Origin of the sequence: Saccharothrix longispora (genome assembly GCF_031455225.1) — a bacterium.
Taxonomy (GTDB): Bacteria; Actinomycetota; Actinomycetes; order Mycobacteriales; family Pseudonocardiaceae; genus Actinosynnema; species Actinosynnema longispora.
On record NZ_JAVDSG010000001.1, the window covers coordinates 7,306,962 to 7,333,544 of the forward strand.

30 protein-coding genes and 1 tRNA gene are annotated in these 26,583 nt (G+C 70.0%); 22 read left to right on the forward strand and 9 right to left on the reverse strand.

Annotated features, from left to right (window positions below):
• The first annotated feature begins 273 nt into the window (after positions 1-273).
• The 3 genes from J2S66_RS31765 (at position 274) to J2S66_RS31770 (ending at position 1,213) form a co-directional block, all read left to right on the forward strand.
• Entirely contained in the window at positions 274-495 is a 222-nt protein-coding gene (locus tag J2S66_RS31765) for a type II toxin-antitoxin system HicB family antitoxin (RefSeq protein ID WP_310311826.1), read from the forward strand.
• Positions 496-625: 130 nt separating this feature from the next.
• Positions 626-712: a type II toxin-antitoxin system HicA family toxin gene (locus J2S66_RS37225; RefSeq protein WP_374726226.1), complete on the forward strand. Its 87-nt coding sequence runs from the start codon at positions 626-628 to the stop codon at positions 710-712.
• 255 nt (positions 713-967) lie between these two features.
• Entirely contained in the window at positions 968-1,213 is a 246-nt protein-coding gene (locus J2S66_RS31770) for a hypothetical protein (RefSeq protein WP_310311828.1), read from the forward strand.
• A 1,072-nt stretch (positions 1,214-2,285) separates the two neighbouring features.
• Here J2S66_RS31770 and J2S66_RS31775 read toward each other — a convergent pair.
• Positions 2,286-3,152 carry an SMODS domain-containing nucleotidyltransferase gene (locus J2S66_RS31775; RefSeq protein WP_310311830.1) on the reverse strand — a complete coding sequence of 289 codons (867 nt, stop codon included), beginning with the start codon at positions 3,150-3,152 and terminating at the stop codon, positions 2,286-2,288.
• Positions 3,152-4,069 carry an S-4TM family putative pore-forming effector gene (locus J2S66_RS31780; protein ID WP_310311832.1) on the reverse strand — a complete coding sequence of 306 codons (918 nt, stop codon included), beginning with the start codon at positions 4,067-4,069 and terminating at the stop codon, positions 3,152-3,154. The genes J2S66_RS31775 and J2S66_RS31780 overlap by 1 nt, the downstream gene beginning before the upstream one ends.
• 237 nt (positions 4,070-4,306) lie before the next feature.
• Between J2S66_RS31780 and J2S66_RS37230 the strand changes: the two genes are divergently transcribed.
• Entirely contained in the window at positions 4,307-4,807 is a 501-nt protein-coding gene (locus tag J2S66_RS37230; protein ID WP_374726227.1) for an HD domain-containing protein, read from the forward strand.
• Here J2S66_RS37230 and J2S66_RS31785 read toward each other — a convergent pair.
• On the reverse strand, positions 4,800-5,270 hold the full coding sequence (locus tag J2S66_RS31785) for an NUDIX hydrolase (protein ID WP_310311835.1): 471 nt from the start codon (positions 5,268-5,270) through the stop codon (positions 4,800-4,802). The two genes, J2S66_RS37230 and J2S66_RS31785, sit on opposite strands and share 8 nt — an antisense overlap.
• A gap of 12 nt (positions 5,271-5,282) precedes the next feature.
• On the reverse strand, positions 5,283-6,026 hold the full coding sequence (locus tag J2S66_RS31790; protein ID WP_310311838.1) for a DUF5919 domain-containing protein: 744 nt from the start codon (positions 6,024-6,026) through the stop codon (positions 5,283-5,285).
• A 160-nt stretch (positions 6,027-6,186) separates the two neighbouring features.
• Here J2S66_RS31790 and J2S66_RS31795 point away from each other — a divergent pair, with 160 nt between their 5' ends.
• The 8 genes from J2S66_RS31795 (at position 6,187) to J2S66_RS31830 (ending at position 12,427) form a co-directional block, all read left to right on the forward strand.
• A complete protein-coding gene (locus J2S66_RS31795) occupies positions 6,187-6,639 on the forward strand; it encodes a hypothetical protein (protein WP_310311841.1) in 453 nt (150 codons plus the stop codon).
• Positions 6,640-6,655: 16 nt separating this feature from the next.
• Positions 6,656-6,847 carry a hypothetical protein gene (locus J2S66_RS31800; protein WP_310311844.1) on the forward strand — a complete coding sequence of 64 codons (192 nt, stop codon included), beginning with the start codon at positions 6,656-6,658 and terminating at the stop codon, positions 6,845-6,847.
• Positions 6,844-7,140, forward strand: a complete 297-nt coding sequence (locus J2S66_RS31805; protein ID WP_310311848.1) for an AMED_5909 family protein — start codon at positions 6,844-6,846, stop codon at positions 7,138-7,140. Before J2S66_RS31800 ends, J2S66_RS31805 begins: the two co-directional genes overlap by 4 nt.
• Positions 7,133-7,426 (forward strand): transcriptional regulator, encoded by a 294-nt coding sequence (locus J2S66_RS31810; protein WP_310311850.1) that lies wholly within the window; start codon positions 7,133-7,135, stop codon positions 7,424-7,426. Before J2S66_RS31805 ends, J2S66_RS31810 begins: the two co-directional genes overlap by 8 nt.
• A 349-nt stretch (positions 7,427-7,775) precedes the next feature.
• Positions 7,776-9,242: an FtsK/SpoIIIE domain-containing protein gene (locus tag J2S66_RS31815; protein WP_374726159.1), complete on the forward strand. Its 1,467-nt coding sequence runs from the start codon at positions 7,776-7,778 to the stop codon at positions 9,240-9,242.
• A 26-nt stretch (positions 9,243-9,268) separates the two neighbouring features.
• The gene (locus J2S66_RS31820; protein ID WP_310315226.1) at positions 9,269-10,843 is read left to right on the forward strand and encodes a replication initiator; all 1,575 of its coding nucleotides are present in this window, start codon (positions 9,269-9,271) and stop codon (positions 10,841-10,843) included.
• A 61-nt stretch (positions 10,844-10,904) separates the two neighbouring features.
• The gene (locus J2S66_RS31825; protein ID WP_486374915.1) at positions 10,905-11,063 is read left to right on the forward strand and encodes a helix-turn-helix transcriptional regulator; all 159 of its coding nucleotides are present in this window, start codon (positions 10,905-10,907) and stop codon (positions 11,061-11,063) included.
• A complete protein-coding gene (locus J2S66_RS31830) occupies positions 11,060-12,427 on the forward strand; it encodes a tyrosine-type recombinase/integrase (RefSeq protein WP_310311856.1) in 1,368 nt (455 codons plus the stop codon). The genes J2S66_RS31825 and J2S66_RS31830 overlap by 4 nt, the downstream gene beginning before the upstream one ends.
• Before the next feature lie 202 nt (positions 12,428-12,629).
• On the opposite strand, the gene J2S66_RS31835 is transcribed toward J2S66_RS31830, so the two are convergent.
• Positions 12,630-12,702: transfer RNA gene (locus J2S66_RS31835), tRNA-Arg, on the reverse strand.
• 306 nt (positions 12,703-13,008) lie between these two features.
• On the opposite strand from J2S66_RS31835, the gene J2S66_RS31840 reads away from it, so the two are divergent.
• Both J2S66_RS31840 and J2S66_RS31845 read left to right on the forward strand, forming a co-directional pair.
• Positions 13,009-13,863: a hypothetical protein gene (locus tag J2S66_RS31840; RefSeq protein ID WP_310311858.1), complete on the forward strand. Its 855-nt coding sequence runs from the start codon at positions 13,009-13,011 to the stop codon at positions 13,861-13,863.
• A 17-nt stretch (positions 13,864-13,880) separates the two neighbouring features.
• Positions 13,881-14,624, forward strand: a complete 744-nt coding sequence (locus tag J2S66_RS31845; RefSeq protein WP_310311861.1) for an FkbM family methyltransferase — start codon at positions 13,881-13,883, stop codon at positions 14,622-14,624.
• 73 nt (positions 14,625-14,697) lie between these two features.
• Here the strand turns inward: J2S66_RS31845 and J2S66_RS31850 are convergent, their stop codons facing one another.
• Positions 14,698-17,892, reverse strand: coding sequence for a penicillin acylase family protein (locus J2S66_RS31850; RefSeq protein WP_310311865.1), 3,195 nt, complete (start codon positions 17,890-17,892; stop codon positions 14,698-14,700).
• 140 nt (positions 17,893-18,032) lie between these two features.
• Between J2S66_RS31850 and J2S66_RS31855 the strand changes: the two genes are divergently transcribed.
• Both J2S66_RS31855 and J2S66_RS31860 read left to right on the forward strand, forming a co-directional pair.
• Positions 18,033-18,671 carry a peptidoglycan recognition protein family protein gene (locus tag J2S66_RS31855; protein ID WP_310311868.1) on the forward strand — a complete coding sequence of 213 codons (639 nt, stop codon included), beginning with the start codon at positions 18,033-18,035 and terminating at the stop codon, positions 18,669-18,671.
• 129 nt (positions 18,672-18,800) lie between these two features.
• Positions 18,801-19,448, forward strand: coding sequence for a response regulator (locus J2S66_RS31860; RefSeq protein ID WP_306745725.1), 648 nt, complete (start codon positions 18,801-18,803; stop codon positions 19,446-19,448).
• A 16-nt stretch (positions 19,449-19,464) separates the two neighbouring features.
• Here J2S66_RS31860 and J2S66_RS31865 read toward each other — a convergent pair whose 3' ends face one another.
• The gene (locus tag J2S66_RS31865) at positions 19,465-20,967 is read right to left on the reverse strand and encodes a GGDEF domain-containing protein (protein WP_310311874.1); all 1,503 of its coding nucleotides are present in this window, start codon (positions 20,965-20,967) and stop codon (positions 19,465-19,467) included.
• 74 nt (positions 20,968-21,041) lie between these two features.
• Complete coding sequence (gene bluB / locus J2S66_RS31870) at positions 21,042-21,674, reverse strand: 5,6-dimethylbenzimidazole synthase (protein ID WP_310311877.1); 633 nt, start codon at positions 21,672-21,674, stop codon at positions 21,042-21,044.
• 88 nt (positions 21,675-21,762) lie between these two features.
• Between bluB and J2S66_RS31875 the strand changes: the two genes are divergently transcribed.
• Complete coding sequence (locus tag J2S66_RS31875; RefSeq protein ID WP_310311881.1) at positions 21,763-22,122, forward strand: hypothetical protein; 360 nt, start codon at positions 21,763-21,765, stop codon at positions 22,120-22,122.
• A gap of 74 nt (positions 22,123-22,196) precedes the next feature.
• Here the strand turns inward: J2S66_RS31875 and J2S66_RS31880 are convergent, their stop codons facing one another.
• Positions 22,197-22,841, reverse strand: coding sequence for a histidine phosphatase family protein (locus J2S66_RS31880; RefSeq protein ID WP_306745729.1), 645 nt, complete (start codon positions 22,839-22,841; stop codon positions 22,197-22,199).
• 55 nt (positions 22,842-22,896) lie between these two features.
• Here J2S66_RS31880 and J2S66_RS31885 point away from each other — a divergent pair, with 55 nt between their 5' ends.
• Genes J2S66_RS31885 through J2S66_RS31905 form a run of 5 tightly spaced genes read left to right on the forward strand, consistent with a single transcriptional unit; the run spans position 22,897 to position 26,576 of the window.
• Positions 22,897-23,217, forward strand: coding sequence for an EthD family reductase (locus J2S66_RS31885; protein ID WP_306745730.1), 321 nt, complete (start codon positions 22,897-22,899; stop codon positions 23,215-23,217).
• A complete protein-coding gene (locus J2S66_RS31890) occupies positions 23,214-24,035 on the forward strand; it encodes a 3-hydroxyacyl-CoA dehydrogenase family protein (RefSeq protein ID WP_310311887.1) in 822 nt (273 codons plus the stop codon). Before J2S66_RS31885 ends, J2S66_RS31890 begins: the two co-directional genes overlap by 4 nt.
• A gap of 28 nt (positions 24,036-24,063) precedes the next feature.
• Positions 24,064-25,194 carry a GNAT family N-acetyltransferase gene (locus tag J2S66_RS31895; protein WP_310311890.1) on the forward strand — a complete coding sequence of 377 codons (1,131 nt, stop codon included), beginning with the start codon at positions 24,064-24,066 and terminating at the stop codon, positions 25,192-25,194.
• A gap of 11 nt (positions 25,195-25,205) precedes the next feature.
• The gene (locus J2S66_RS31900; RefSeq protein ID WP_310311892.1) at positions 25,206-25,832 is read left to right on the forward strand and encodes a trimeric intracellular cation channel family protein; all 627 of its coding nucleotides are present in this window, start codon (positions 25,206-25,208) and stop codon (positions 25,830-25,832) included.
• Between the two features lie 51 nt (positions 25,833-25,883).
• Positions 25,884-26,576 carry a response regulator transcription factor gene (locus J2S66_RS31905; protein ID WP_306745734.1) on the forward strand — a complete coding sequence of 231 codons (693 nt, stop codon included), beginning with the start codon at positions 25,884-25,886 and terminating at the stop codon, positions 26,574-26,576.
• Positions 26,577-26,583 lie beyond the last annotated feature (7 nt).

Genomic DNA, 26,583 nt, shown 5'->3' on the forward strand with positions numbered 1-26,583 from the left:
CAGCGCATCCTGGGCGAGGACCTCCTCTACGCCCACGCCGGACCAGCGAACAACAACGCACCGCCGCCCTGACGGTATGGAACATGCACTACAACCACCGTCGACCCCGCACCACCGCCGGAACCGACCACCAGCCACACCCCGGCGGATGGTCGAGGTGGGCCTTGGTAGGGCGGCCCGCCTACCGACTGCTCAAAGTCCGTTGAAAGGCGTTCTGCGACACGTGGCCTGCGACGGCTGCCGCTCTCCGTCCTCCGGTGGGACACTGGCCCCATGAGCCACCCGCATACCTTCACTGCCGCCGTCCACCAGGAAGAGGACTGGTACGTGGCCCAGTGCCTGGAAGTGGACGTGGCCAGCCAGGGTCACACGATCGACGAGGCGTTGACCAACCTCGCTGAAGCCGTGGGGCTGTACCTCGAGCACACGCCGGCACCAACCATCACCCCCGCTCCGCTGGTGACCCACTTCAACGTGCCCGGCAGCGCCGCATGAGCCCGGCCCTGGCCGACCTGCCGGTCCGCAAGGTCGAGCGCGTCTTGAAGTCCCTGGAGTTCGAGCACATGCGTACCAAGGGCAGCCACGCCGTATGGCGACACCCGATGGCCGCACCGTCATCCTTCCGATGCACGGCACCGTCAAGCGCGGCACGCTCGCGTCCATCGTGCGCCAAGCCGGTCTCACAGCCGCCGAGTTCTTGGTCTTGCTGTAGGCGCAGGGGTTGGTACAGACATCGCTTTGGGGCTCTGAACTGGTTTGACAGGCTGCCGGGTTGGTTGAGGCGGCGAGTTCGAAACCGCATCGACCTCACTCGTTTCGTACGACGGCCCTGCTGCTCCGTGCGGGTGGTAGGGCCGCATGGAGCTCCTCGCGGGCTTGTCGCCCGAACAACGCGGCCAGGTTGGACATAGCGGCTGGTCACGAAATGGCTCGCCGAACAAGCGGGGTGGTTCCCGGGGCACGCTGGATGCCAGTGGCGGTGGACGCCGTGGAGCGGGAGTTGATCCCGGACAACCCGTCGACCGGGGTGCGGCAGAAGGCCGACGAGTCGTCGCCAGGGGACGCGCGCATGGTCGCCGACCCGGGCCGAGTCGCGCGGCTGCTGACGGCCGTGACCTACATCGGGCGGCGCAACCAGGCTCCGGGCGCGCACCTGGCGGTGTTCTCACGCGGCGGCCCGGCCTGCGGAGGGCCTGGCGCTACGGGTCGATGACCGCGTTCTGCCGGCCAAGGGCCGGGGCGTCGTCATGCCGGCGAGTCGCGACCGGCGGCGGGGAAGCGACCGACTCTGGGAAGGCGCACGACTGGTGGGCCTGAAGCGCCGGGGCGCGAAGAAGGTGCGGCCGGTGCCGATCCCGCCGGTTTTGTTCGGCATCCTGCGGGACCACCTCGACCGGTGCGCCACCGGGTCGGACGGCCGTACGACCTGCGCCACGCGGCGGTCTCGCTCCGGCTGAACGGCGGTGTTCCGGCACCGGGGTAGCGGAGCGTGGCGGCCATGCGGTGGACGTGCTGCCGAAGGTGTGCGTGAATGCGTCGAAGGTCGGCGCGAGACGGTCGGCAAGGAGATCGAATCACTGCTCACTCGGTGAGTCAGATCACTTCCGGCCCTTTGCGGGAGACGCCCCGGAGGGCTGTCCTGATTCCGCGGACCCCGGCGGACAGGGGCGGATTCCGGCTGACGGCGACTGACGTAAAAGATCAGGCCCCGAGCGCGTTGCCGCTGCTCAGGGCCTGATTCACCCGGCGAAAGGTGAGTGCCCCCGGCAGGATTCGAACCTGCGACACACGGTTTAGGAAGGCGCGTGGCCCAAGTCGCGCTGTGCATCGCCTGACCTGCCCGAACCCGGTCCTGGCGCTCACCACGCCACACAGCCAGTCCGTGAAGAGTCCGTAGTCCGCGCGTTGCCCTCCAGCGGCTCTCACACCAGTGCGCCCAAGACCCGATGGCAAGGCGGCGCAGCCGTCGCGGCAGCCGATCGCCCCGGCCACCACCGTAGCTGGGCAACCGCGCGATCGTCCCGACCGGCAAGCCGCGGGACTCCTCGGCCTCCAGCTCCGTTGCGCCCAGACGGCGTTGCCCCGGTGCTCCCTCATGCCGTTGCCGCGACGCGCCGCCTCCGGACCACATGCACCGACTCCGCGCACGGCCGCCGGGTGGAGCGAAGCGGGAGCCCGGCGAGCCGTGATGCGGGAGTCGGCGCCGACGTGAGGACTGCCCGGCCGCGCGCTGCCGCAGGCGGCGCGCCTTGATCCCGTAGAGCAGAATTCGGCAAGCCGATTGATTAGCTAGGGAAGCCCTCGCCGAGAATGATGCCCCACTGGCGTTTAGCTTCGGTGTGGTCGCCTTCACGTTCCTTCTCTAGAGCGATCTCGGCCCGTGTCAGAGCTGTGGAAAACGAGCGGATTACTTCATCTCTCTTCGGCCAATTAAGGTAGCTGCTCAAGTAGCCGCTATGTCCGCCAGGGTCTTGAACGTCGAGATGGTTTGCTGCCCAGCGGAAGAAGTCTGTCAAGTTGCTTCTGTGGTTGCTACTTAGCTTAGAGAAGCAACTTGCGGCGATAGTCTCGAGGTGAAAAGAGGTCAACCGCTTGGAATGGGCTTTGTTCCACTTCTTTAGCAGGCGCACCAAGGGTGGGAGGTTGTATGACAGGTCAGCGTTTCGGCCCCTAAACCAAGTGTTGGCTTTGAAAGGGCTGGTGTAAATCCACGAGCCATCCCCAGCGGGTAGTAGATAATCGCCGCTACCGGCATCGAACACCGGTGCGATATCCACGTAGCCTCCTGTCTTATAGAAGACGCGTACCGCTTGGCCGCGCGCGCCTACCTGCTGAATCTGAGTTCCTTGGTAAGCATTTCGAATCTTGTAAAGAAACTTCTGTGAGTCGTAGCGGTAAGTGGAGTATGCATTATTTTCGTTGGAGAATATTGCTAGGAGGTCTGTATCTTCAACGGGGCGCAAGGCGGTCTTCTTTGCGGCGGATCCGATGAGGTATGCCTCGGAGAAGGGCATTTCGTGAGTCGGTGGAAACTTCTCAGTCAGCTTATCCTCGACCGACTCCTTCCTGGCCGGGACCATTGTATCCATGTGATAGTCCGTAGGGGTAAGATCTTCGAGGAAATCAACGAATGCTTGAGCTGTAGTGCCCATTATTCTCCCTGGGGCTCGTCGCGGTCGATGCCAGCCTCGACTGCTTGAGAAATCAACGCCTCGGTGCTCTCGATCATCACGGCCTCATGAGTGCCGTGATTTATTTTATTGAACCAGTCGGGTATGCTGGCGTTCGTCTGTCTTGCGATCAGGATTCGATCCTGAATGCTTCGGCAGTCCTGCTCTTGAAGATTTTTTCGTCTGGTGAGGGAAGCCTTCCAGAGTGTCATAACTTTCTGTTCTGCTGCGGCCTTACTGCGAGCGTTGTCGCCGTGCGTGTGGGCTTGCTCTGTCAGTTCTTTTATTAGTGGAAGTGCTGGGACGATCATGGATGCGAGCAGTTCTGCGAAGCTCAAACTCCATATCAGCGCAAGTATGACGATCAACGTCGTCAGAACGACAATCTCGCCGATTAGGACGGCCTGCCATTTTCGGTGTAGTGAGGATCCCCAGCCAAGGTTACTTCGTTGGCATAGGAGAATATCCAGGGGGCGCGGTATATTCTTGGTGTTGGAGTACCAATTCCGTAGAGGCTCTCCTTTATATCTGCGCGCCGCTTCTGATATCAGGGTCGCCGTTGGCTGATCGGTCAGCATTTCGTTGTACGGAATCTGGAACAGTTTCGTGTCAAGTTCTTCTTGTACGGATGCGGCCTCCTTGGCCTTGCGCTTCTCTTGCGCTCCGCCGAGAATTGAAATCAGAAAGAGCAGTGTTCCGGAGATGATTCCGATAGTAATCCTGGTTTGTGGAAATAGTGGAACCAAAATGACACTCGCTATGGTTCCTAGTGCTATCAAAACCATACGGGCGTTGTGAATCGTTTTGGCATCCGAATACAGCCTTCTCTGTGCCGCCAATAGTTGGAGTGCCCAAGGGTCATTTTGTCTTATGTAGATGTTCGGGCTTGTCGGCGGCACGTCGTCTCCACGGCTTGACGATGTCTCGGGTCTTAGGCGAAGCAGGTATCGGTTAGAGGCAGTAAACGTTGCAAGAGGCTGGCGGACTACACCCAAACGGGTGACAGTGCGCTTTAGGAAGGTCTCGTTCGAGTGATGTGTTTCAGTGAGTGACTGTACGATGACGGTATGGAGGCGGACGGTTCGGTAAGGCAGGCCATGCACCTAGCAGAAGTTTTGCTTAGGGAGGAATTCCCAATGCGGTGGCATCATGTGCAAGGCGTAGTGCGTCGCTCGCACTCCATAAGTATGCTGTTCTCGCGCCAAGATCAAAACATTCTTTTCGCGGCAAGCGCTTTGCATGATGTGGGCTATGCGCCGAAGCTGGCGGGGACTGGCTTCCATTCGCTTGATGGGGCTCGTTACCTCGAACGAAAGGGGTACTCGGCACGTTTGTGCGCGTTAGTCGCGCAGCACTCCTGTGCTTATATAGAGGCGAGGCTGAGAATGTACTCGGTAGAGCTTGCGCACTGGGTAGATGAGCGGACACCCCTGCGGGATGCGTTGTGGTGGGCTGACATGACGACCGGGCCGGATGGGAACACGGTCGGGGTTCATGAGCGAATCGCAGAGATTCGGGCGCGGTATGGGCCGGAGGATCTGGTGACGGTCTTCATTCGCGAGGCAGAGCCTGAGTTGGTTGCTGCGGTGGAGCGTACGGAGGCTCGGTTGAGGGCTGCTGGGGTTGAGGTCAGGTGAAGTAGGGCTCGGCCCCGTTGCTGAGGCCGTGTTCGATGCGAAGGCGAATCGACGGGTGGATGTCGAGGGTCGGTAGACGCTCGGGTTCTACCCAGTCGACCTCTTTGGATTCGCTGCTTGTGCGCAGCTCGCCTGCGATGGGTTGAGCGCGGAAGCAGATGGAAAACTCCTGGCGGACCTCGCCGTTGTCGTATGCGATGACGTGGTTGGGGTTGGAGTACAGGCCGACCAGGCCGGTGACCTCGACGTGGATGCCGGTTTCCTCTTCCACCTCACGGATGGCCGCTTGGGAGAGGGTTTCGCCCACCTCTTGGCCTCCGCCGGGGATGGCGTACTTGTCGTTGTCGGTGCGCCGGATCATCAGCAGGCGGCCGGTGGGGTCCTGGACGATGGCGCTGACGGCTACCCGGATGCTGTTCGCCTCCGGTGCGTTCGGGTCGTTGAGGTAGTCGGTCCTCGTCATGGCTCGACCCTGTCAGAAGGTGGCGCGCTTCGCTCCGGCCCAGACGGCTTCCATGCTCTCGGAGTAGGTCTCGAAGAGGTCGCCTGCGGAGAGACGGCGGAGGTGGAGGGCTGGTGCGTGGGCGCCGGGGAAGCCGTAGACGTGGGTGTTGACGATCATCTCGTCGTCGAAGCGGAACACCGAGTTGTAGAGGGTCGTCTTGTGGAGACGGACTTCGACGCCGGGGACGTCGGCGAGTGAGCGGACGAACGCCAGGGCGTTGCGGATGCGGGCGGCGACGGTGCCCTTGCCTAGCTGCTCCTCCTCGCTTCGCCTGGACGCTTCGCGGGCGGCTGGGTCGCCGAAGAGGAGGCGGACGCGGGTTCCGGCCTCGGCCTTGCGACGCAGCTCCTTGGCGAAAGTGGGGCGTTCGACCAGGAACAGGGCGGCCAGGGACAGCACTTCGATGTGCTTGGTGGCGTCGTTGAGGAGTCGGTCCCACAGGTCCGCGGGGATGTTGTTGCGGTGGGGGTAGACCTTGACCACCTCGGACTCGGCGATCTCGGCCTTGCGGTCCGCGGCCACCGCATCGGGCCAAAGATAGTTCTCGGTCTCTCGCACCATCGAGGCGATGGCGTGGCGGTGGCGGGGGTAGGGGACTCGGCCCCTGGTGATCCAGCGTTCGACGGTCTTGGGGTCCACGCCGGTCGCCCTTGCCACGTGGTCCAGGTCCAGACCGTTGCGGAGCAGGGCTTCTCGGAGGCGTTCGTTGGCCATCGGTACCTCCGTGGTGACGACTTGGGACGTCTTCAAAGTACCAAGGACGTCCGTAGAAGTCCCGCTATGCGGTGCTTGCGTCCTGCTGATCAGCCGAAAGTGGTGAGTGTCGAGATGCCGGACAGGTGGTCCGGCCGACGCTGACGACAGGAGAACGGCTGTGGCGATCTCGGGTGGGAGCAGGCTCCCCACGTCGCACGACTTCGTGTTCCCCCGTGGGGCACTGGTGATGGGTGTGGAGCCGGTGCTGCGGTTCCAGACGGCGGAGGAGCGGAGCAAGGGGCTGCCGGTCCAGCAGGAGACCGACAAGGAGTCGGGGCTGTTGGTGTGGTCGGTGCTGGTGATCGACCAGGCGGCGGAGCGGAAGACCGACGCGGTGGTGACGGTGAAGATCGCGGCTCCGCATCAGCCGGTGCCGCCGGAGGCGATTCCTGGCACGGACGTGCGGCCGGTGGTGTTCGAAGGGCTGACGGTCACGCCGTGGATCGATGACAAGGCGTGCCGGGGTGCTCATGGGGGTGAGCGGCATCGGTGCCGGGCGAAGCTCGGGTACAGCCTGCGGGCCTCGGGCATGGCGCCGGCCGTCGTCAAGTCCTCCGCCAAGGCCGCGTAGTCCCGTGGGTGCGGACATGGTGCGGGTCCACGTCACCGCCGACTTACCGATTCGCGGGTCGGCGCTGCCCTTCGCCGACCGGGTGGAGGTCCGGTTCGGCAAGGCGTTCCCGGTGGTCCTGGTGATCGACCGGGCGGCGCTCGGAGGACTGCGGGCCGCGCTGGAGCAGGGAGCGAACGAACTCGACAGTGCGGGAGGTGCGCTGTGAAGGCCAAGACCAGGACACCTGACCCGTGGGCTGCGGCGATGGCGGTGACGCTGCTCAAGGACGCGCACGAGATCGTGGGTCGGTTGATGCCTGCGCCGGATGCCGCGCCTGAGGTCTTGCGGGACTTCTACCTGCGGTCGGCCAAGGTCTACGACCGGGTCGCGGAGGTGGACCGGGGTCATCACCACGAGGCGCTGTACTGGGCCAAGCGGGAGCGGTCCAAGGGCCAGCGCATCGCCCGCGTGCTGGAGACCGGCGGCGATGACACCGAGGAGGTCGAGGCCGATGAGTAGCGCGGAGCTGTGGCCGTCGATCGTCGGGGAGATCTTCGACCGGGCTCCTCGGCAGCGGAGTCGGTACACGGTCTCGCTGCGGACGGACGTGTTCCGTAAGGCGACGGCTCTGGCCGGTTACTACTCGGACTACAGCCTCGCTCCGGCGATGGGGGTGCACCGGTCGACGATCTGTCGGGTGCGGTCGGGGTCCATCCAGCCGGGCAAGGCGTTCATCAGCGGGGCGTTGACGGTGCTCGCCCCGATGGAGTTCGAGGACCTGTTCGAGGTCAGCGAGAGGGACTGAACGCGCCGCGCTCGATGCGTGGGGCATGACAACTGAAGCGATAAGCCGGGTTGGTGTGGTCGCGGGGAACGGGCCGAGTCTTGGCGGGCCTAGCCTGTTCCCCGCGACGCATCGACCGGGCATCTTGCGCACTTTTCATTGACACACAAGGGATTCCGGTCATGGCAAGGCTATCGGTACTTGAGGGACGCGCGTCAAGTCGACGTGGTTCGTTCGATGTGTGGAAGCTTCCCAACGGTCGCCCCTGCGGGGCGTGCGGGCGGTTCGGTGTCTACGCCCCGAACCAGCTTGTCTGCTGCTCGTGCCTGGGGTGGCTGCCCCTCCTCTTCGGCCCCATCGGGGGTGTGCGATGAGCGGCGGGAAGTGGGTTGATCCGGCTCCGTTCGAGGGTGTTCGGCCTCGGGTGCCGTGGTGGGCGCTGGTGCCGGGTAAGGCGAAGTGGTTGGCGTTCCTAATAGCGGTGGTGTGGCTGGCGCTGGTCGGGGTCGTGCGCTTGGTGCTCGTCGTCGTCCGGTACCCGGTGGCCACGTTGGTGCCGTTGTCGGCGGCCTGGTGCTGGTGGCGGTTCGGGCTGTCGCCGCTGGTGCTGGCGCTGTTGTCGCTGGTGGCCGGCCTGGTCATCTGGGCAGGGCTGGGGCGTGACTCGTTCTTGCGACACGTCTGGTTCCGAGTGGTCACCGAGTGGCGGCGGGCGGTGGTCTACGTGCCTCGCTGGCGGTCGGTCATGCGACTGGCGGACCTCGCCAAGCGGGACCGAGGCCGTGAGTACCGGCCTTGGCTGCGGCGGGTGCGGTCCGAGGGGTGGCGGGACCGGGTTCGAGTGCGGATGGTGCCCGCGCAGTCTCCGGAGGCGTGGGAGCTGCGGCGGGACGGGTTGGCGCACTCGTTCGGGGCTCGGTCGTGTCGGGTGCGGGTGCTGCGGCCTCGGGTGATCGAACTGGACTTCGTCCACCGTGACCCGCTGGCCCGGCCGCTGTCCGTGCCCGCGCTGGTTGACGCTGAGGTGGACCTCAAGCGAGTCGTGGTCGGGCGGACAGAGACGGGCAAGCCGTGGCGGCTGCGGCTGCTCGGCTCACAGGTCCTCGTCGTCGGCGTGCCCGGTGCGGGCAAGGGCTCGGTCCTCTGGTCGATCGTGTGGCAGCTCGCTCCGGCGGTACGGGCCGGTCTCGTGCGCCTGGTGGGCATCGACCCGAAGGGCGGCATGGAACTCGGGCAGTGCCCTGACGCCTTCGACCGCGTGGTCTACGACAACGGTCCGGAAGCCGTTGCCCTGCTTGAGGGAATGGCAGCGGAGGTCAAGGAGCGGGCTGCCCGGTACCGGGGTGTGCGGCGGCTGTGGGCGCGCTCGACCGGGGAGCCGTTCACGGTCCTGGTGGTCGACGAGCTGGCGGACCTGATCGCCTACCAGCCGGACAAGCAGCTCCGGGAGCGCGCGGCTCGGGCCATCCAGACGATCACCTCGCAGGGACGGGCTCCCGGCTACGCGGTCGTCGGTCTGGTGCAGGACCCGCGCAAGGAGGTCGTGGGGTTCCGGCACCTGTTCAGCACCCGCGTGGCGCTGCGCCTGGACGAGCCACAACAGGTGGACATGGTCCTTGGCGACGGCGTTCGGCAGCGCGGGGCGGCGGCCCATGAGATCAGCGAGAACTCGCCTGGCGTGGCGTGGGTGAAGCAGGACGGGCAGCGGGAGCCGGAGCGGGCTCGGGCCTTTCATGTCACCGACGCGGACTTGGTCGAGCTGGCGGTGTTCCTGGCTGATGCAGAGGTGCGCGACTTCCCGACTCGGTCGGACGGCGCGGGGGAGGTGGCGGCGTGAGCGAGTACCTGACCCGTGCGGACCGCATGAGGCAGCCGGCGGCGCTCGATGTGGCTCGGGCGGTGGCCGAGGAGCACGGCGTCTGCGTCCGGCCACTGGCCAAGGAGCGGATCGACCTCGACACCGGGCGGGTGGACATCGTGCCCGTGCCGTGCGGCTCGACCGTAGCGAGCGTGTGTCCGACGTGCGCGGAGAAGAACCGGCGGCTGCGGATGGCGCAGTGCCGCGAGGGATGGCACCTGACCGAGGAACCCGACTTCACCCCGAACGCGCCGACCGAGGATCAGCGGGCGCTGACGGCGTTCCGGGCCGACCTGGTCAAGGCGTACCGGGCGGCGGTCGAGGAGGGCGACGAGATCGGCGCGGAGGAGGTGCGCGAGGAGGTCACCGGGGTTGACGAGGAGCTGCGGCAGCTCGGAGTCCGCGGGAAGCTCCCGGCCCTGGAGGCTCGGCCTCGGGCGGTGCGGAAGCGGTCGACCAGGAGGCGGCAGGACGCTCCCAACCTACCCCGGCGGCCCGTCACCAAGCGGACGGTGGGGCGGGTGTTCGGGGGCAGGTACCGGCCCTCGACGTTCCTCACGCTGACCCTGGACAGCTACGGCAAGGTGCGCAGCGACGGCACCCCGGTCGACCCGACGACATACGACTACCGGCGGGCGGCTCGGGACGCGGTGCACTTCGCGGCCCTGCTGGACCGGTTCGTGCAGAACCTCCGACGCTGCGTCGGATGGGACGTGCAGTACTTCTCCACCGTCGAACCGCAACGTCGGCTGGCGCCGCACTGGCACGCCGCCGTCCGGGGCTCCATCTCGCGCGCGGAGCTGCGGGCGGTCGCCGAAGCCACCTACCACCAGGTGTGGTGGCCCGCCCACGACGAGATCAAGTACAACGGCGACCACCGGCCGGTCTGGGACGCGCGGGCCAAGGGGTTCATTGACCCGGTGACGCGGGAGGCCCTGCCGACGTGGGAGGAGGCACTTGATCAGGTCGAGCGTCCGGCGCACGTCGCTCGGTTCGGGGTGCAGGTGCACTCCAAGGGCATCCTCGGCGGAACCGAGGAGGCCGGTCGACACATCGGCTACCTGACGAAGTACCTCACCAAGAGCATCGGCGAGTGCTTCGAGGCCCGGACCGACCGCCAGGAGGACCACGCCGAACGGCTCTGCGCGGAGCTGGCCGTCACACCCTGCTCGCCACAGTGCCCCGTCTGGCTGCTCTACGGAGTCCAGCCCAAGGGCGCTCGGCTCTCGATGGAACCCGGCAAGTGCAAGGGCAAGGCGCACAAGCGCTCCACCCTCGGCGTGGCTGGCCGGCGGGTGCTGGTGTCGCGGAAGTGGTCCGGCAAGTCGCTCGCCGACCACAAGCACGACCGGCTCACCTTCGTTCGGCAACTGCTCGCCGACGTCGGGATCAAGCAAGACGACCAGCCCAAACGGCTTGCCTGGAACAACATCCGGCCCGGTGACCCGAACGTGCCACCACGGCCACACCTGCTGCTGCGCGCGGTCGCGGAGCGGCGCAGGTGGAAGGCGGAGTACACGGCGGCGCTGCTCGCTGCGGCTGGTCCGCCCGAAAGTTCGGCAACCGTCCAAGCTGCATGAACAGGGGGAGATCATGAACGGCAAGGTGCGTGAGCTGGGTCAGTTGATGACCGTTCCGGAGATGCTAGAAGCGCTCGGAGGGGTCTCGCGGGACACGTTCTACAAGTGGCGGCAGACCGGCAAGGGGCCTCGGTGCTTCGCCCTCCCGAACGGCGAGCTGCGGTGCCGGAAGGTGGACTTCGTCGCCTGGCTCGAAGGGCTCTACGGGGCGGCGGCATGACGACCACGTTCAAGGTCAAGTTCTGGGAGATCAAGAAGCGGACGGGGCGGAAGCGGCCGTACCCGGTCCGGTGGCTGACGGACAAGCGTGAGCACTCGGAGTGGTACGCGACCAAGGCGTTGGCCGCCGGCCGGTTGTCCGATCTTACGCGGGCGGCGCGGAACGGCGAACCGTTCGACGTGGACACGGGGCTGCCGCTCTCCGAGATTCGGCAACGGAACTCCTTGTCCTTCCTGGAGTTCTGCCAGTCCTACATGGACATGAAGTGGCCGGACGCTGCCGCGACGACGCGGGCGAGCACCGTGGAAGCCCTGGCGGGGGCTGCGGCGGCGTTCGTCCGGGATGGAGTCGGGCGGCCGGAGGTGGCGGAGCTGCGGGGCGTGCTGTCTCGGTATCTGCTGCCCCCGACCACTCGTGACGACGAGCTGTCGTCCGGTGATCAGGAAGTGGTGTCCTGGCTCGTCCGGAACTCGCGCCCGCTGGTCGACGTGACCGACGCCGTGGCCGTTCGGGGCGTGCTCGACGCGTTGGCCTCGAAGCTCGACGGCAAGGCCGCGGCTGCGACCGTCTACCAGCGGAAACGGGCGGTGCTGTTCAACCTCCTGGCCTACGCCGTGGAGCGGGAGCTGATCGCGGACAACCCGCTGACCAGGGTGAAGCGGAAGGCCGTGAAGGTCGTGGAGCAGGTCGACCCGCGCGTGGTCGCCAATCCGGGGCAGGTGGCGCGGCTGCTGACGGCGGTGACCTACGTCGGGCGGCGGAACCGTGACCGGGGCGCGCACCTCGTGGCGTTCTTCGCGGTCGGCTACTACGCGGCTGCCCGGCCTGCTGAGGGCTTGGCGCTCCGTGAGGACGACTGCACCCTGCCTGAGGAGGGCTGGGGTGTTCTCGCGCTCGGTGAGTCGCGACCGGCGGCGGGGAAGCGGTGGACGGACTCGGGGGAGGTCCACGACCGGCGCGGCCTCAAGCACCGGGGGCGGAAGGAGGTCCGCCAGGTGCCCATCCCGCCGGTTCTGGTCGGCGTCCTGCGGAACCACCTCGACCGGTACGGCACCGGGCCTGACGGTCGGCTGTTCCGGTCGCCGAACGGCGGGATGGTCTCCTCGTCCACCTACTTCCGGGTGTGGGAGGAGGCGCGCCTGTACGCCCTGACGCCCTCCCAGGTGGCCTCTCCGCTGGCCGGGCGGCCCTATGACCTTCGACACGCGGCCGTGTCCCTTTGGCTGAACGGCGGCGTCCCGGCTCCTGAGGTCGCCGAACGGGCCGGGCACTCGGTGGACGTGCTCCTGAAGGTCTACGCGAAGTGCATCGACGGGCAGCGCGAGACGGTGAACAAGACCATCGAGGGACTGTTCACCGAGTGATCGGCCACGTCGTCGGAAGGCCCTCGGACATCCTCCGGGGGCCTTCGGCCGCTTGGGCGGACAGTGGGCAGGCCCAGTCCGTGATGAGTCCGTGGACCCTGGCAAACAGGGGCGGATTCCGGCTGACGGCGACTGACGGAAAAGATCAGGCCCCGAGCGCGTTGCCGCTGCTCAGGGCCTGATTCACCCGGCGAAAGGTGAGTGCCCCCGGCAGGATTCGAACCTGCGACACACGGTTTAGGAAACCGATGCTCTATCCCCTGAGCTACGAGGGCGCGAGCGGCAGCCTACCCGGTCGGCCGGCAGCGGGGGACGGGTGGGTTGTCACTCGGCTGGGGGTAGGACGGTGCACCGGGGGTGAGTACCGGGGGCCGGCCGCTGCGGCTGTCCGGGCGAAGTGGGGGTACCCCGTCTTCTCCGGATCGGTTCCGTGAGGTACAGAAGGGGTTGTCCTCCCCCAGGGGTCGCCTCCCCCGCAGGGGCGTCACCTCCCCTCCGACGAAAGCCACCCCATGACCAGTCGACCCTGGCCTGACTTCCGTCCCGGCCCCATGGACTCCGCCCGCTCCTGGTGGAGACGGGTGCGCGCGAAGCCTGACGCCGAGGCTTACACGTTCGTGCCCTCCTCGACGTCGCACCAGCACCCCTTCGAGTCGCCGCTGCCCAGCGCCGTCTACGGGCTGGACTTCCACGCGAAGATGACGATCCACTGGCGGGTCGACCTGACGACCGGCGCACGGCACAACGCGCCGCGCAGCGCGGCGATCAACGACGTCGTCCAGCGGGCCCGGGCGCTGACCGAGCGGGCGATGCTGGTGCACCACGCCCCGCTCCAGCACCAGCTCGGGGACGAGCTGGCGGCCGAGCGGCAGGTGGAGGGCACGCACGTCTGGGCGCGCGCCGAGGGCGTCGTGCTGACCGTCGTGGAGACCGACCTCCAGATGGCCCGCAAGCACATCGAGCTGCTCCAGACCACCACGATGCGCCAGGCCGAGCGGGACGCCGAGCGCGCCGAGATCAAGTACCTGCGCGACGAGGTGCTGACCGACCTGTCGAGCGCCACGATCTGGTGGCTCGTCCGCAACGGCTACCAGGTGGAGCAGGCCGTGCAGCTGAGCCGCCACCTGGCGGAGCTGGTCGAGATCGCCGCGAACCGCCGCGACCAGCACTGGGCCGACACCCTCGTGACGAGCTTCGAGAGCGCCCTCCCGCGTCTGGACGACGGCCACCGCACGGACGTCCGCCTGCACCTGGCCAAGGCGCTCGGCATCTACGGCGGCACGTCGGTGGCGGCCGAGTTCGCCGACCAGGTGGGCCTGCCGCCGGACACGCCGGCGAGCCTGCCGGCGCACGACGCCCCCGTGCGGCTCCCGCCCCAGGGGTCCCCGCCGCACGGCCTGCCGGCCCACAACAACGGTCATCGGCCGCGTTCGTGATTCCCTAACCTGACGGGGTGACCCAGAACTTGACCGAGGTGCGTGGCGCGGCCGTCGCCGGCGCGCTGCGCGTCCTCGCCCGGCTGACGCCGTTCGTCGAACCCGAGTTGGTCGGTCTGCGCGACGTGGTGCGCCCCGGCGACGTGTGCCTCGACGTCGGCGCCGCGCTCGGCCTCTACACCGTCACGCTGTCCCGCCTCGTCGGTCCACACGGGACGGTCCACAGCGTCGAGCCGCTGCTGTTCGCGCACCCGGCCCTGTCGTACCTGCTGCGCCCGCGTGAGGCGCGCAACGTGGTCCGGCACTCCGTGGCGCTCGGCGTCAGCGAGGGGCAGCACGTGATGAGCGTGCCGGTCCGCCACGGCACGCCGGTCACCGGCCGCTCGTTCCTCACCGCGGGTGCGGACGGGCTCGGCTCCAACGAGGAGTTCACCGAGCACGTCGAGGTCCTCGTCCGCACGGACACGCTGGACCGGTTCTGCCGGGCCAACGCCATCGAGAGGCTGGACTTCGTCAAGGCCGACGTGGAGGGCGCGGAGCTGAGGGTGCTGGAGGGCGGCGCGGAGACCATCGAGCGGTTGCGGCCGACGCTGCTGCTGGAGGTCGAGGAGCGGCACGTGCTGCGCTTCGGCTACCGGGCGCGCGACGTGCAGGACTGGCTGGCGGAGCGCGGTTACTCGATGCACGCGTGGCGGCACAACGCGTGGCGGCGCGTGGACCGGATCGACGACCGCGTGCGCAACTACCTGTTCAAGCCCTGACGGGCGAAGAGGTCCCGAGAAGGCGGAAGACCCCGGTCCCTGGGGGTGGACCGGGGTCTTCCTGTGGACCGGTCTACGAAACGTAGACCTCAAGCTCGTGAATCGAGTATCCGTAACCCGTGGCCCGTTGGATACCCGTCATTCGTACGAATCGTGCCGCAGAAGGTGCGAAGGACACAAGGTCCTGGCCGCCGTCACCGGTGGAAGTCGCGTACACCGTCCGCCACCGCACGCCATCGGATGACAACTCTATGCGATATCCCTTGGCATACGCGGCTTCCCACGACAGCACCACCCGACCGACCACGCGCACCGAGCCCAAGTCCACCTGCAACCACTGGTGGTCCGACCAGTCGCTCGCCCAGCGGGTGTCCACCCTGCCGTCCACGGCGTGCGCGGGCGGTGACTCGTACAGGCCGCGCTCGTGGCTGCTGGCGGTCGCCACCGCGCCCGCCGCGAGGTTCGCCACGGACGTCCCGCGGCGGGAGGGGAACTGCACGACCTGCTGGTACGTGGGCCGGTTCTGCCAGTTCACCTCGTCCTGCGTGATGCCGCCCATGGCGCGGTGCTGGATGGTGTCCGCGCACCACTGGTCGCCGGCCGCGCACGTGGCGTCACCGGGGTACACGGTGGTCGCGGGCACGGCCGCCGCCGCGCGCAGGCTGTCCAGCAGCACCTGGCGGCACGCGGCCACCGCGCCGCCGCCGCAGTAGCGCTGGCCGAGCGCGCCGTCCACGCGGTCGCCCAGCACGGCGCGCAGGTCCTTGTCCACGTAGCTCCACCAGCCGGTCTGGAACGAGGAGCCCTTGTGCGGCGCGGTGCCGTGCGCGTCCGACGGCGCTTCGTCGACCTGCGCGGCCCGGGTGAGCTGCCCGTAGAGGGCGTCACCGAGACCGGGCTTGAACTGGGCCTCCACCAGTCGCGGCCACCACGCGTCGAGCACGCGGATCGCGTCGGCGTGGGCGTAGGCCCTGCTGCCCCGCGCGGTCTCCTTGCGCAGCGACCCCGACTGGAGCCACGTCCGCAGCGAGGCCACGGTGGACGCGAGGGCCGGGTCGGTGACGGCGGCGGTGTCGATGACCCGCAGCAGGTCCGGCAGCACCTGCTCGGCCCGCAGGTCCGCCACGCCCGCCTCGGCCATCACCTTCGTCAACGACGCCCGGGTGACCGGTCCGCGCGCGATCAGCGCCCGCACGCGGTCGTCGAGCAGGTCGCCGCGGTGCACGGAGCCCATCGCGTAGCCGGCCGCCGAGTAGTCCAGGGCCTGCTTGTTGTTCCAGCTGATGTAGTAGTCCTGGTTGACCGAGTTCGGGTGCTGCGCGAACGGCGTGTACGACGCGGTGTTGTCGTCCGGGTTCCACCCCTCCCACTCGTAGGCGGGTTCGGCGCGGACCGGCAGGTGCGGGTCCACGGTGGCCTTGCGCACCGGGTTCGAGCCGGAGTTGAAGTACGCGGTGTCACGCGAGTCCACGTAGAACCAGTTGAACGCGTAGCCGACGTGCTCGGCGGCGCGCTGGAAGTCGGTGGCGGACCGGATGGCGTCGGGGTCGTTGAACGCCTGGAACCCGATGATCGAGTCCACCTCGTGCAGGTAGGTCGAGCGCAGCGAGGTGTAGGCGACGAACGTGCCGCCCACCCGGGCGCGGCTCTGCACCAGACCGTACTTCGTGCGGTACGCCCGCAGCGTGTACGACCCGGCGGGCGTGGGGTCGGCCACGGTGGGCTTCCACGCGTTCTTCCGCTCCAGCCGCTCCATCGGCAGGCACTGGCCGCGGAAGCGGTAGTGGACGGAGGACGCGGTGGGCGCGGCGCCGTTGGGCTCGCACAGCTCCACGGCGTAGGTGTCGGTGATGTCCTGCGAGGCGGACGTGGCGCTCCACGAGTAGTCGACGCCCCGGCCCAGCTGCACGTACATCGACACGCCCGCGAACGACACGCCGCGCGCCCGCAGGCCCGGGCCGTGCAGTTCCTGGAGCATGAGCAGCTGCGGCGCGAAGTACCCGGTCTGCGGACCCCACACGGCGATCGGGTTGCCGCTGTCGGTGTGCGCGCCGGACACGGCGAGCGCGTTGGACATGCCCTGCTTGCGGGTCAGCAGGTCGCGCGGCAGCACGCCGTCGGCGAACAGCCCCTCCAGCGCCGCCAGGTCGGCCGGGACGTCCACTGAGGACTGTCCGGACGAGACCTGGTCGTGCACCACGGGTTCCGGCGTGACGACGCCGCCGTCCGGCAGCGCCACGCCCTGCGGGGACGCGGGCGTCGTGCCGTAGGGGAAGCGCTGCCCGTCGTGCAGGGTGAGCACGGCCTCCGGGTCGTTCTGCTCGCGGAACGACCGCCACACCCGGTCGCCGACCTCGGCGCCGTAGCGGTTCTGCGCGGCGAGCTTCACCAGCGCGTTCTGCACCTCGCCGCCGCCGCCCGCGCCGAACAGCCCGCCGACCACGGCGGCGATGGCGACCAGGTCGGTCGGCTGGAACGGCCGGATGTCGTTCCAGTTGGTGATGGCGTCGGCGTGCCCGGTCAGCACGTACTCGCCGGGGAACGTGCGCGCCTTGACCGCCGCCGTGATGTAGGCGTTGATGCCCTCGACGTAGTCCTTCACGTCCTGGAGCGCCTGCGCGCCGCGCGGGCCCTTGGCGGCGACGGAGTCGATCTGGGCCTGGAGGTCGGCCTCGGTGTAGGGGATCTGGGTGTAGAAGCTCTGCTCCAGCGCCCGGTTGCCCTCGGCGCCGCCCGCGAAGCCGGACAGCTGTCCGCGCCCGAGGTGGCGGAACACGTCCATCAGCCACAGCCGGTCCTGCGCGGCGGCGTAGCCCGCGCCGAACTCCGTCCCCGAGCGGGTGGTCCCGTGGATGTGGGGGACGCCGGTCGCCTTGTCGCGCACGATGGTGACGTCCGCGCGCGGACGGATGGTGCTCTCGACCTGTCCGGCCGGGACGCCGAACGAGGCGTCGTTGAAGAAGGTGGCCAGCTGCTCGTTGGTCAGCCCGCCGTACCCGGACACCAGGGCGTCGTACTTGCCGATCTGGTCGGCGGAGTGCGCCGGTCGGGTGCCGAGGACCTGGTGGGCGAGGATGTCGGTGAGCGTGGCGTTGCCGTTCTGGCCGGGTGGCAGGACGTCGTGGCACTGGCCGAGGCAGTGGTCGTCCGGTGCGAACGCGCTGCTCCTGGGCTCCGGTGGGGGAGCGGCGGTGGCGGTGGCGGTGACGGTCACGGCGGTCGCGGCCAGCAGGACGACCGCGGCGATCGATCGGGCGGCTCTCCGCATGGCGCGAAGCTCCTTCCAGGCAGGGATCGTGTGACGCACGTTACTGTCCGGTACTCAATCGCGAAAGTACTTCGCGTTTGATTCGGCCGTCCGGGTGTGACTCATTGACGATTCGTGAATAGGTTGAGAAAACAGTTCACATGACGCGACGCCGAACGTTCCTGACCGGTCTCGCCGGCGCGGGTGCGCTCGCGGGCCTGGCCGCGCTGCCCGCGAGCGCGGCCGCGTCGCCCGTCCTGCCGATCCGCAGCTGTGCCGACTGGGGCGCCCGGCCGCCCTCCGCGCCGACGACCACCGTCCACGTGCGCCCCGTCCGCATCCTGATCCACCACACCGCCTCGGCGAACTCCACCGACTTCTCCCAGGCGCACGCCTACGAGCACGCCCACTGGATCCAGGACCTGCACATGGACACCAACGGCTGGCTCGACTCCGGCCAGCACTTCACCAACAGCCGCGGCGGGTTCCTGATGGAGGGCAGGCGCGGCAGCCTGGCGGCGCTGCGCGCGGGCGACCGCGTCGTCGAGGGCGCGCACTGCCCCGGCCAGAACACCGCCGCCATCGGCATCGAGAACGAGGGCACCTACCTCACCGTCGAACCGCCGCGCACCCAGTGGGACTCCCTGGTGTCCTTCTGCGTCTACACGTGCGAGCAGTACGGGATCGCCCCCGATCAGATCCACGGCCACCGCGACTACCGCGACACCCTGTGCCCGGGTGACCGGCTCTACGCGCTCCTGCCCCGACTGCGCTCGGAAGTCGCGGCGGTGCTGGCCTGACCTGGCAACTGTGAACAGGCGGCCACGCACTGCTTCCGTGGTGAGATAACGGTGAATTAACGTCAGCTTGCGTGCTCGTGCGCGATGCTGGACGGGTACGAGCACGAAACGCCAACTCGGGGAGGCGTCGTGATCAAGGTGATGCTGGCCGACGACGAAGACCTCGTCCGGTCCGGCCTCCGCATGATCCTCAGCAGCGCCGGCGACATCGAGGTCGTGGCCGAGTGCGACGACGGGCACCTGGTGGCCGACCTGGCGCGCCGGCACCGCCCGCACGTCGTGCTGCTGGACATCCGGATGCGGTCCTCCGACGGGCTCGTGGCGCTGCGCAGGCTGCGCGACCTGCCCGACCCGCCGAGGATCGCCATGCTCACCACGTTCGACGTGGACGAGTACGTCTCCGAGGCGCTGAGGCTGGGCGCGTCGGGCTTCCTGCTCAAGGACACCGAACCGGAGCAGCTGGTCAAGGCGGTGCGCGACCTCGCGGTCGGCGGCGCCGTGCTCGACCCGGGCGTGGCGGCCCGCGTGCTGGCCGCCGTCGCCGACGGCGAACGGGCCGCCGAGCCCGCGCGCCGGCTGCTCGCCTCGCTGTCCGAGCGCGAGCGCGAGGTGCTGGTCCTCATCGGACAGGGCATGTCGAACGCCGAGATCGGCGGCACCCTGCACCTGTCCGAGGCGACCGTCAAGGGCTACGTGTCGTCCGTGCTGGGCAAGATCGGCGCGGTCAACCGGGTGCAGGCGGCGCTGGTCGCCTTCCGCGGCGGGCTGATCGCCTAGCCGGCCCGCCCGGTCGCTAGACCCGCGGCCGGGCGTCCTCCTGGACCCCCACGCGGGGTTCCACCTCGACCCGGTTGCGGCCCTGGCGCTTGGCGCGGTACAGCGCCATGTCCGCCGCCGCGAACAGCTGGTCCAGCTTGGCCGGCCCGGCCGCCACGCCGATGCTCACGGTGGGGCGCCGGGCCGAGCCGAGCACCACGGTCCAGTCGTGGCCGTCGACCGCGGCGCGGATGCGCTCGGCCACCGCCGGCCCCGCGTCGCGCGCGCCGCCGCCCGCGTCGCCGAGCAGCACCACGAACTCGTCGCCCGCCCACCGGGCCACCAGGTCCGCGGCGCGGCACTCGCGGCGCAGCAGCTGGGCGATCTCGCGCAGCGTCGCGTCGCCCGCCGCGTGACCGGCGTCGTCGTTCACGCCCTTGAACCGGTCCACGTCGACCAGCACGAGCCACGGCACCCGACCCTGGCCGGCCGTGCCCTCCAGCAGCCCGGACGCCGCCCGCTCCAGGCCGAGGCGGTTCGCCAGACCGGTCAGCGGGTCGCGGGCCGCGGCCTCCTGCGCCGCCACCGCCAACCGCTGCGCCTGCACGGCCACCCGGCGCTGCTCCAGCGCCTGGCCCAGGCCCTCCTGCAACGTCTCGGTCGCGGTCCTGCCCGCCGCGACCGAGCAGCGCAGCGCCGCCGCCTCGCCCACGTGGTCGCCCATGCGGGCGCAGATGTCGGCGAGGTCCAGCGAGAAGCGCAGCAGCAGCGACGGGTCGTTGATGGCCTCCGACGCGGCGACGGCCCGGCTGGCCAGCGTGCGGGCCTCCACCAGGTCGTCCTGCTCGCGGCGCACGACGGCCAGCACCCAGTTGGACACCGCCGCCGCCCACTTGTCGTCGGCCTCGCGGGACTGCCGCAGCGTCTCGCGGGCGTGCTCCTCGGCCTCCTCCAGCTCGCCGACCCCGGCCAGCGAGCGGCTGTACGCGCCGAGCAGGGCGCGCTTCGACTGGGGGTCCCCGGTCAGCTCCAGGCCCTCCCGGAGGCACCGGCGGGCCTCCTCGAAGATGGCGGGCGCCAGCTCGGGCGGTGACGAGATCGCGCGGAAGTTCAGCGTGCCGCCGAGCCCCTGGAGGCACTGGCCGAGCACCTCGGGCACGCCCGCCCGCCGGGCCACCGCCACCGACATCCGCATCATGTCCACCGCGGCCCGCCGGTTGCCGATGCCCTCCAGCAGGTAGGCCAGCGCGTGCATGGCCTGGGCGGCGGCCGGGTTGTCGCCCTGCTCGCCGTCCAGGTCGGTCCAACCCTCGGCGGCCAGTTCCAGGGCCAGCGGGATGCGGCCCAGCCGCCACGCCAGCTTGGCCCGGTTCACCAGCACGAACGAGCGGACCCAGCGGTCGGCGCCCGGTGGCGTCCGGCTCACGAGCTGGTCGAACAGGCTGTTGGCCTCCTGGAGGCGGCCAGCGTTCAGCAACGCCTTGACCTCGAGGTCGTGCTGCGGCACCTGCCCCGCTACCAGCGGATCTCGCTGCTCCACTCGCGCTGACACTCCATTCCGACTCGGTGAGGCGGGTACGCGGTCCCCCTCACCGCCGGCACGGCCCCCACAGGCTACCGGCCGGAACGCCGCGTGTACCGCTCCTCGTGCAGGACTTCCTCCAAGGGCATCCGGTTGCGCCAGCCGTGCCGCTCCAGGTCGGGGGTGTCGGGCAGCGCCGCGACCGGTCCGACGCACAGCCACGCCACCGGCCGCACCGGCTGCGGCACGTCGAGCAGCCTGCGCAGCTCGTCCTCGCGGTAGAAGCTCACCCAGCCCACGCCCAGCCCCTCGGCGGTCGCCGCGAGCCACAGGTTCTGGATGGCCAGGCACACCGAGTACAGCCCCGCGTCGGCGATGGCGTGCCTGCCGAGGACGGCGGGCGAGCCGCGGTCCGGGTCGTAGGTGACGACCACGCCGAGCGTCGACTCCAGGATGCCCTCCACCTTGATGCGCGAGAACACCTCGGCGCGCTCGGCGTCCAGCTCGGCGGCGAACACGCTGCGCTCGGCCTGCACGTGGTCGCGGAAGGCCCGGCGGGTGTGCTCGTCGCGCACCAGGATGAAGTCCCACGGCTGGGACAGGCCCACGCTGGGCGCGGCGTGCGCGGCGGAGAGCACCCGGCGGAGCACCTCGGGCGGGATGGGGGCGCCGGTGAACTCGCCCCTGGTGTCCCTCCGGCGGTGCGCGACGTCGTAGAAGCTCATTCGGAGGATCGTGCCTCACGCGATGAGGTGAACCCGCTGCCGGAGGGGTGGCGTCCGTCTCACCGGGGGCGTTGAGTGCACCGTCATGATGGGTACGGCGCACGGGTCCGCGCTCGGCTTCGCGGGCGGCGTGGGGGTCACCGCCCTGGCCGGCTCCTGGCCGCCGGCCGCCCTGGCCGGGCTCGTCGCCGTGGTGGCGGCGGTGTCGTGGTGGACGACCCCGGCGGGCGCCGCGCTCACCGCCGCGCAGTGCTGGGGGCTGTACGCGAGCTTCGTGGTGGGGCACGGGGGTCACCTCGTGCCGGACTGGCCGGCGCTGGCGGTGCTCACCGCGGCCGGCGCGACCTCGCTGCTGCCCCTCCGCCCACGCCGGCCCCGCGAGAGTCCAACCCCGGGTCCCGAGAGTCCAACGTCCAGGTCCGGTGAGTTCTACGTCCAAGCCCGGTGAGTTCTACGTTCAAGCCTCACACCACGTAGACCCGAGTGTGGAACTCACCGAGCCCGAGCGTCGGACTCCCGGGGTCAGGTTTGCGTCTCCCCGTCGGGGGAGGTGCGCCACTGCTCGAACGGCCGGTCGAGCCGCCACGCCGCGCCGTCGTGCCACAGGACGCGCTCCTCGCACGTGTTCGGGTTCGACAGCGACTCGAACAGCTCGATGCTCCACCCGAACAGGCGGCGGCACAGCAGCCGGATCGTCAGGCCGTGCGACACGACCAGGGCGGTCTCCGGGTGCTCCGGCGCGCCCATCCGGGTCTCCAGGTCGGTGAGGAACGCGGCCAGCCGGTCGTCCACGTCCGCGCCCGACTCGCCGTTGGGCAGCCGGAAGAAGAAGTGCCCGAACGCGTGCCGCTGGTGCTTGAGCACCTCCTGCTGCACGGGGTCCTGGAGGTTGCCCCAGTCCTGCTCGCGCAGCCGGGGCTCGGCGACCACGCGCTCGGCCTGGTCGCCCAGCGCGAGGTTGCGCAGCGTGGCCCGGGTCCGCACGTACGGGCTCACGTACACCGCGACCGGTGCGCCGGCGAGCAGCCGCTTGACCCTGGGCCCCGCGTCGCGGGCCTCCCGCTCGCCGACCGGGGTCAGCGGCAGGGCGTGGTCGGGGATGCGGCAGTAGGCCGACTCGTCGACGTTGCCCAGGCTCTGGCCGTGCCGCAGCAGGATGATCCGCACACCACCCATGGTGCCGGTGTTACATTGCGACGCGAAACCGGCCGGAAGGTGTCACATGATCAAGTACATCGCGCTGTACCGGAAGCCCGCCGATCCCGACGCCTTCGACGAGGCGTACTTCGCGTCCCACCTGCCGGTCGTGGACCGCACCCCGGGCCTGCTGCGCACCGAGGTCGCCAAGGTCGCCGACGTCTACCACCCGGGCTTCCTCGGCGAGACCGAGCCGCACATCGTCGCCGAGATGTACTTCGAGTCCGCCGAGGCCATGAAGACCGCGTTCCGCTCGCCCGAGTGGCAGAGCGCCGGGGCGAACCTGACGGAGATCGGCGGCGTCGAACTGGTCGCCATGTTCGCCGCGGAGGTCGTGCAGCGATGATCACCGTGGTGATCGGCGGCGGCACGATGGGCGCCGGCATCGCGCACCTGCTCCTCGCCGGCGGCCACGAGGTCGTCCTCCTCGACGCCGCCGACCGGCTCGACGCCGCCCGCGGGGCCGTGGCGAAGTCCCTGGCCAAGGCCGCCGAGCGCGGCAAGCTCACCGCCGCGCCGGACGAGCTGCTGGCCCGCCTCGCCGTCGTCGACCGCCTCGACCCGACCCCGGCCGGGCTGGTCGTCGAGGCCGTTCCCGAGGACCTCGACCTGAAGCGCCGGGTCCTGGCCACCGCCGCGGACGCGTGCCCCGACGCCGTGCTGGCCTCCAACACCTCCTCCCTGTCGATCGGCGCGCTCGCCGAGGGCCTGCCCGGCGACCGCGTCCTCGGCATGCACTTCTTCAACCCCGTCCCGGTCCAGCAGCTCGTCGAGCTGGTCCGGCACGACGGCGTCGCGCCCGAGGTGGTGGCGAAGGCCCGCCGCTGGGCCGAGGAGCTGGGCAAGACCGTGATCGAGGTGCGCGACGCCCCCGGCTTCGCCACCTCCCGGCTCGGCGTGGCGGTCGGCATGGAGGCCATCCGCATGCTGGAGGAGGGCGTGGCGAGCGCCGAGGACATCGACACCGGCATGCGCCTGGGCTACGGCTGGCCGATGGGCCCGCTGCGGCTCACCGACCTCGTCGGCCTGGACGTGCGGCTGGCCATCGCCGAGCACCTGGCCGCCGAGCTGGGCCCGCGCTTCGCGCCGCCGGACCTGCTGCGCGCCAAGGTCGCCGAGGGGCACCTGGGCCGCAAGACCGGCCAGGGCTTCTTCACCTGGTAGGCGAGACCCACCTGGTAGGCAGGACGGCGTGCCGATCCGAGCGCTGACCGAGCGGGACGCCGACGCCGCGACCCGGTTGCGCCGGACCGCCCTCGGCCGTCCCGGGCGGCCCGTCCCGGGCCCCGGCGCGCGGGGCCTGGTCGCCGAGCTGGACGGCGACCTCGCGGCCGTGCTCACGATCGGGGACTTCCACCAGTTCTGGGGCGGGCGGACCGTGCCGATGGGCGGCGTCGGCGCGGTGGCCGTCGACCCGCGGGCGCGCGGCCGGGGCGTGACGGGCGCCCTGCTCGACGCGGCACTGCGCGACCTGCGCGAGCACGGGCAGCCGCTGGCCGCGCTGTACGCGCCCACGCCCGCGCCGTACCGGTCGCGCGGCTGGGAGCGGGCCGGCGTCCTGGAGTGGCTCGACCTGTCGTCCGACCAGGTCCCCGCCGGGCCCCGGCTGCCCGCCCGCGCCGTCCGCGAGGACGACCTGCCCGCGCTGCACGCCTGCTACGCCGACCTCGCGTCCACGGTGAACGGCCTCGTCGACCGCGCCCCGCCCGCCGTCGCGGTGCGGGACGTGCTCGACCTCGACGTCGCCTCGGTGCTGCCCGGCCACGACGGCGAGGTCCGCGGCTACCTCACCGCCGAGCGCACCCGGCACGGGCTGCGGGTGCTCGACCTGGTCGCCCGGGACGCCACCGCCCTGGCGGGCCTGCTGGGCGGGCTGCGCGACAGCGTCGGCCCGGCCGACCGGATCGCGCTGCGGGTGGTCGACCCGGCCGTCACCGGCCTGCTCACCGGGCAGGGCGTGGAGGTCGCCGTGACCGCCTCGCACTGGATGCTGCGCGTGGTGGACCTGCCCGCCGCCGTCGCCGCCCGCGGCTGGCCCGCCGCCGAGGGACTGCGCGACACCACCGTCGACCTGGACGTCGTCGACGAGCACGCCCCGTGGCACGCCGGCCGGCAGCGGCTCGTGGTCGAGGGCGGCGCGGTGCGCGTGGAGCCCGGCGGCACGGGCGCGGTCACCGTGCACGCCCGCGCGCTCGGCCCGTGGTTCGCCGGTACGCAGGACGGCCACGCCCTGCGCCGCGCCGGCCTGCTCGACGGCGACGCCCGCCTCCTCGATCGGCTGGTCGGCGCACCCGGCGTGCCGCGCCTGGCGGATTTCTTCTAGCCTGACCGGTCGTGCTGCTCGCCGCGCTGGAACTTGTCGGGATCGCCGCGTTCGCCGCCTCCGGGGCGCTCGCCGCGGTGCGCGCCCGGCTGGACGTGTTCGGCGTGACCGTCCTCGCCCTCACCACGGCGCTGGGCGGCGGCATCATCCGCGACGTGCTGCTCGGCGTGCACCCGGTCACGGCCCTGGTGACGTGGCCCTGGCTGGCCGTCGCCGGCGTCACCGGACTGGTGGTCTTCCTGTTTCACCCGACCGTGGCGAGGCTGCGGAGGTCCGTGCTGCTGCTCGACGCGCTCGGCCTCGGCCTGTTCGTCACGGCGGGCACCACGACCGCCCTCGACCTGGGCGCCCCGCCGTACGCGGCGTGCCTGGTCGGCATGACCACCGGCATCGGCGGCGGCGCGCTGCGCGACGTGTTGCTCCGGGAGATCCCGCTGGTCCTGCGGCGCGAGATCTACGCGGTGGCCGCGCTGGCCGGGGCCGTGGTGGTGGCGGCGGGCGACGCGGCGGGCCTGCCGGCGGCGCTCGTGGCGCTGGTCGGTTCGGCGATCGTCGTGGGCGTGCGGCTCGTCGCGCTGTGGCGGCGCTGGGACGCGCCGGTGCCACGGGAGGGTGGTACCCCGAAACTTGACGGGTAGCTCACACCGGCTTCTCAGGCGGCTCTCAGGACCGCGGGTGAGACTGACCCCATGCGCATCCTCGTTGTCGACGACGACAGGGCCGTGCGTGAGTCGCTACGCCGCTCACTGCAGTTCAACGGCTACCAGGTGGACCTGGCCGGCGACGGCCGGCAAGCCCTCGAATCCGTCGTCTCCCAGCGCCCGGACGCCATGGTGCTGGACGTGATGATGCCCCGGTTGGACGGGCTGGAGGTCTGCCGCAGGCTGCGCAGCACCGGTGACGACCTGCCGATCCTCGTGCTGACCGCGCGCGACGCGGTGTCCGACCGGGTGTCCGGGCTGGACGCGGGCGCGGACGACTACCTGCCCAAGCCCTTCGCGCTGGAGGAGCTGCTGGCCCGGCTGCGGGCGCTGCTGCGGCGGGCCACCACCGACACCACCCGGGAGCCCGCGGGCGCCGTGCTGCGGTTCGCCGACCTGGAGCTCGACCCCGGCACCCGGGACGTGCGGCGCGGCGAGCGGCCCATCAGCCTGACCCGCACCGAGTTCGCCCTGCTGGAGCTGTTCCTGTCGCACCCCAGGCAGGTGCTGACGCGGGGCCGCATCCTGGAGGACGTCTGGGGCTACGACTTCCCGACCTCGGGCAACGCCCTGGAGGTCTACGTCGGCTACCTCCGTCGCAAGACCGAGGCCGAGGGCGAGCCCCGGCTGCTGCACACGGTCCGCGGCGTCGGCTACGTGCTGCGGGAGACCCCTCCGTGAGTCCTGG

Excerpts from the sequence above, each read along its gene's own strand:
- J2S66_RS31765 (WP_310311826.1), top strand. The coding sequence starts at position 274 with ATGAGCCACCCGCATACCTTCACTGCCGCCGTCCACCAGGAAGAGGAC.
- J2S66_RS37225 (WP_374726226.1), top strand. The coding sequence starts at position 626 with ATGCACGGCACCGTCAAGCGCGGCACGCTCGCGTCCATCGTGCGCCAA.
- J2S66_RS31770 (WP_310311828.1), top strand. The coding sequence starts at position 968 with ATGCCAGTGGCGGTGGACGCCGTGGAGCGGGAGTTGATCCCGGACAAC.
- J2S66_RS31775 (WP_310311830.1), bottom strand. The coding sequence starts at position 3,152 with ATGGGCACTACAGCTCAAGCATTCGTTGATTTCCTCGAAGATCTTACC.
- J2S66_RS37230 (WP_374726227.1), top strand. The coding sequence starts at position 4,307 with ATGCGGTGGCATCATGTGCAAGGCGTAGTGCGTCGCTCGCACTCCATA.
- J2S66_RS31785 (WP_310311835.1), bottom strand. The coding sequence starts at position 5,270 with ATGACGAGGACCGACTACCTCAACGACCCGAACGCACCGGAGGCGAAC.
- J2S66_RS31790 (WP_310311838.1), bottom strand. The coding sequence starts at position 6,026 with ATGGCCAACGAACGCCTCCGAGAAGCCCTGCTCCGCAACGGTCTGGAC.
- J2S66_RS31800 (WP_310311844.1), top strand. The coding sequence starts at position 6,656 with ATGGTGCGGGTCCACGTCACCGCCGACTTACCGATTCGCGGGTCGGCG.
- J2S66_RS31810 (WP_310311850.1), top strand. The coding sequence starts at position 7,133 with ATGAGTAGCGCGGAGCTGTGGCCGTCGATCGTCGGGGAGATCTTCGAC.
- J2S66_RS31815 (WP_374726159.1), top strand. The coding sequence starts at position 7,776 with ATGAGCGGCGGGAAGTGGGTTGATCCGGCTCCGTTCGAGGGTGTTCGG.
- J2S66_RS31820 (WP_310315226.1), top strand. The coding sequence starts at position 9,269 with ATGAGGCAGCCGGCGGCGCTCGATGTGGCTCGGGCGGTGGCCGAGGAG.
- J2S66_RS31825 (WP_486374915.1), top strand. The coding sequence starts at position 10,905 with ATGCTAGAAGCGCTCGGAGGGGTCTCGCGGGACACGTTCTACAAGTGG.
- J2S66_RS31830 (WP_310311856.1), top strand. The coding sequence starts at position 11,060 with ATGACGACCACGTTCAAGGTCAAGTTCTGGGAGATCAAGAAGCGGACG.
- J2S66_RS31850 (WP_310311865.1), bottom strand. The coding sequence starts at position 17,892 with ATGCGGAGAGCCGCCCGATCGATCGCCGCGGTCGTCCTGCTGGCCGCG.
- J2S66_RS31855 (WP_310311868.1), top strand. The coding sequence starts at position 18,033 with ATGACGCGACGCCGAACGTTCCTGACCGGTCTCGCCGGCGCGGGTGCG.
- bluB (WP_310311877.1), bottom strand. The coding sequence starts at position 21,674 with ATGAGCTTCTACGACGTCGCGCACCGCCGGAGGGACACCAGGGGCGAG.
- J2S66_RS31875 (WP_310311881.1), top strand. The coding sequence starts at position 21,763 with ATGGGTACGGCGCACGGGTCCGCGCTCGGCTTCGCGGGCGGCGTGGGG.
- J2S66_RS31885 (WP_306745730.1), top strand. The coding sequence starts at position 22,897 with ATGATCAAGTACATCGCGCTGTACCGGAAGCCCGCCGATCCCGACGCC.
- J2S66_RS31890 (WP_310311887.1), top strand. The coding sequence starts at position 23,214 with ATGATCACCGTGGTGATCGGCGGCGGCACGATGGGCGCCGGCATCGCG.
- J2S66_RS31905 (WP_306745734.1), top strand. The coding sequence starts at position 25,884 with ATGCGCATCCTCGTTGTCGACGACGACAGGGCCGTGCGTGAGTCGCTA.